This window comes from Clostridium sp. DSM 17811, from assembly GCF_018861905.1.
GTDB lineage: Bacteria > Bacillota > Clostridia > Clostridiales > Clostridiaceae > Clostridium_AD > Clostridium_AD frigoriphilum.
Window position 1 is genome coordinate 1 of the sequence record NZ_JAHLDU010000068.1, and the last position, 2,742, is coordinate 2,742.

General features: G+C 29.2%; 3 protein-coding genes and 1 tRNA gene. 3 read left to right on the forward strand and 1 reads right to left on the reverse strand.

The window, feature by feature from the left end; genetic code table 11:
• The first annotated feature begins 34 nt into the window (after positions 1-34).
• Positions 35-110, forward strand: a tRNA-Phe gene (locus KPL44_RS24895).
• 32 nt (positions 111-142) lie between these two features.
• On the opposite strand, the gene KPL44_RS24900 is transcribed toward KPL44_RS24895, so the two are convergent.
• On the reverse strand, positions 143-832 hold the full coding sequence (locus tag KPL44_RS24900; protein WP_216256079.1) for a uracil-DNA glycosylase: 690 nt from the start codon (positions 830-832) through the stop codon (positions 143-145).
• 207 nt (positions 833-1,039) lie between these two features.
• Between KPL44_RS24900 and KPL44_RS24905 the strand changes: the two genes are divergently transcribed.
• Positions 1,040-1,915, forward strand: a complete 876-nt coding sequence (locus KPL44_RS24905; protein ID WP_216256080.1) for a YitT family protein — start codon at positions 1,040-1,042, stop codon at positions 1,913-1,915.
• Between the two features lie 168 nt (positions 1,916-2,083).
• A complete protein-coding gene (locus KPL44_RS24910; RefSeq protein WP_216256081.1) occupies positions 2,084-2,302 on the forward strand; it encodes a DUF3892 domain-containing protein in 219 nt (72 codons plus the stop codon).
• The last annotated feature ends 440 nt before the right edge of the window (positions 2,303-2,742 follow it).

A 2,742-nucleotide genomic window follows, 5' to 3' on the forward strand; every position in this document is an offset into this window, starting at 1 on the left:
CCTTGTGGAAGAGTAGGTTGTCGCCAGGTTACATGGCTAAATAGCTCAGTCGGTAGAGCAGAGGACTGAAAATCCTCGTGTCCCTGGTTCGATTCCGGGTTTAGCCACCAAAAACGTCTTAGATAATTCTAAGACGTTTTTTTTAGCGTTTTTTATCAGAATAATTATTAATTTGCCAGTCAATAGCCTTTTCACCTACTGATATCAAAAAATTATTAGTTTCAGAAAAAGGTTTGCTGTTAAAAAAACCTCTGTATGCAGATAATGGGCTTGGGTGAGCAGACTTTATTATGTAATGTATTGGATTTGTTAAAAGAGATTGTTTTGATTGAGCATTATTACCCCATAAAATAAAAACTATAGGTTTTGTTTTTTCATTTAACAAAGTGATAATTCTATCAGTGAAATTTTCCCAACCTTTGTTTTTATGAGAATTAGCTTCTCCGGATCTAACAGTAAGGACTGTATTTAATAATAAAACGCCTTGATCAGCCCATTTTTTTAAATAACCGGTGTTTGGTATATAACAACCTAAATCGGTATTTAATTCTTTATATATATTTAATAATGAAGGGGGAATCCTTACGCCAGGCTTTACAGAAAAACTTAAGCCATGAGCTTGACTAGGACCATGGTAAGGGTCTTGACCAAGTATAACAACATTTACTTCAGCATACGAAGTATATTTAAGTGCATTAAATACATCTTTTAATTCAGGATATATTAAAGAACTTTCATATTCTTCTTTTAAAAAGTATTTCAATTTCAAATAATAATCTTTATTAACTTCATCTAATAAAAGTTCATTCCAATTATTTACTAAATTATTCATAAAATCACCTCACTTAAGTGTATCATAAATATTTTTATTTTGCTAAAATAAGTGGTTTGTTTAAATCAATAAGATGTTAAAGTATAAAACAGTAGTATTTGATATTTTAAGGATTAAATGGTATATAATTATATAGAATATAAAAAACAGGGCATAAAACAATCAATAGTTGTACGCTAATCAAGTATAAGATAAGGAGGATAAGCTATGCAAAAGATAGCTAGTAATGATTTAAAGGATTTAATGAAAAAAATATTTCTTATTATTTTAGGAAGTTTAATTTTAGCTATTGCAATAAATTTATTTGTAGTTCCAAATAAACTTCTTAGTGGAGGAATTTCGGGAATAGGGTTAATGCTGCAGTATACATTTAATCTTCCTATGGGTGCTACGATATTAGTATTAAATATCCCATTGCTTATATTAAGTATTTTAAAAATAAATAAGAAATTCACTGCGTTTACAATATTAGGAACGATATCATTATCAGTTTTTTTGACTATTACAGTGCACTTAAATAATGTTCTCGCCCCGGTTGAGGAGTCTTATAGGCTATTATATTGTATATATGGGGGAGCGCTTTCAGGGATAGGTCTTGGAATTATTTTTTCTAATGAAGGATCTACAGGGGGCCTGGATATTGTAGCTGTATATGCTAAAAAGAAATATGGGATAGAGGTAGGCACAGTAATTTTTGCGATAAATGTTTTGATTGTGGCTGTTGGATCTGTAATATTTAATTTTAGAGTTGGATTATATACTTTAATTTCTATGTATATTAATTCTACTGTCATGGAAAAAGTTGTTAATGGGTTAAATCGTCGGAAAATGCTTCTAATTGTATCAGAAAAAGAAAAAGAAGTAAGTGATGCGATAATGGATAATTGCCATAGAGGAGTAACTCTATTATATGGAGAAGGTGCATACACTAGTCATAAGAAAAATATAATGTATTGTGTTGTTTCCTTAGGACAATTACCACAAATTAAAAGGGTAATAAAATCAATAGATCAAGGAGCTTTTATTTCTATAATAGATATAGCTGAGGTTCAGGGTAATGGATTTAAAAGTCCAATAAATTAGGGGTAAAAAAATATAAATAATAATTAATATAATTTATAGGAATAAAATATTAGAAATAAGGGAAATACTAAACATGTAGTGTAAAAGTTAACGTGTGGACTAATAGCGTAGTAAAAAAATTCTAACACTTGAACTATACCTATACTAATTGATAAGGAGATGTATTTTATGAAGATAGTTAAGGTTAGAAAAAATGCAGATGGAGATATTACAAATGTATTGACTAGTGCTGGTGAAGAATTAGATGTGAGCAAAGCGGTAGCTTTAGCAAAGGTAGGGACAGTAGAGTCAGTGATCGTTGGTAAAAATAGAAATGGCAATGATGTTATAAAGTCATCACCTAATAGTACTACAGAAGACAATTTAGATAATCTCCCAACTTTCTAATATAAAAGGGTTAAGTCCTCTTCATTTACTTTTCTAATTAATGCAGGGGCATATGTTTTACTTGTTAGTGATAGATAGTATTAATTAATTTTGATAGGTATACTATTCCTAGTGTGTCAGTATAAAGAAAGTATATGATACAAGAGCATTACAGAGATTAATACATATAATTGTCGTATTAAAGAAAAAGACCAAAATTGATTATGTTCAAAGATGATATTATATTAATTGTCGCTGAGATTGAGGGACAATAAAGTACAAAAGCATAAGGAAACAACAGATAAAATGATTTAAAAAAACTGTTGACAACTTAAGAAATAACAGATATAATAGTAGAAGTCGTCACATGATGACAAAGCAAATTGGTCTTTGAAAATTAAACAGAGAAATAGGTAAAGAAATGAAATAATATTTTATTTTAACCAGTCAATTACTTTAGT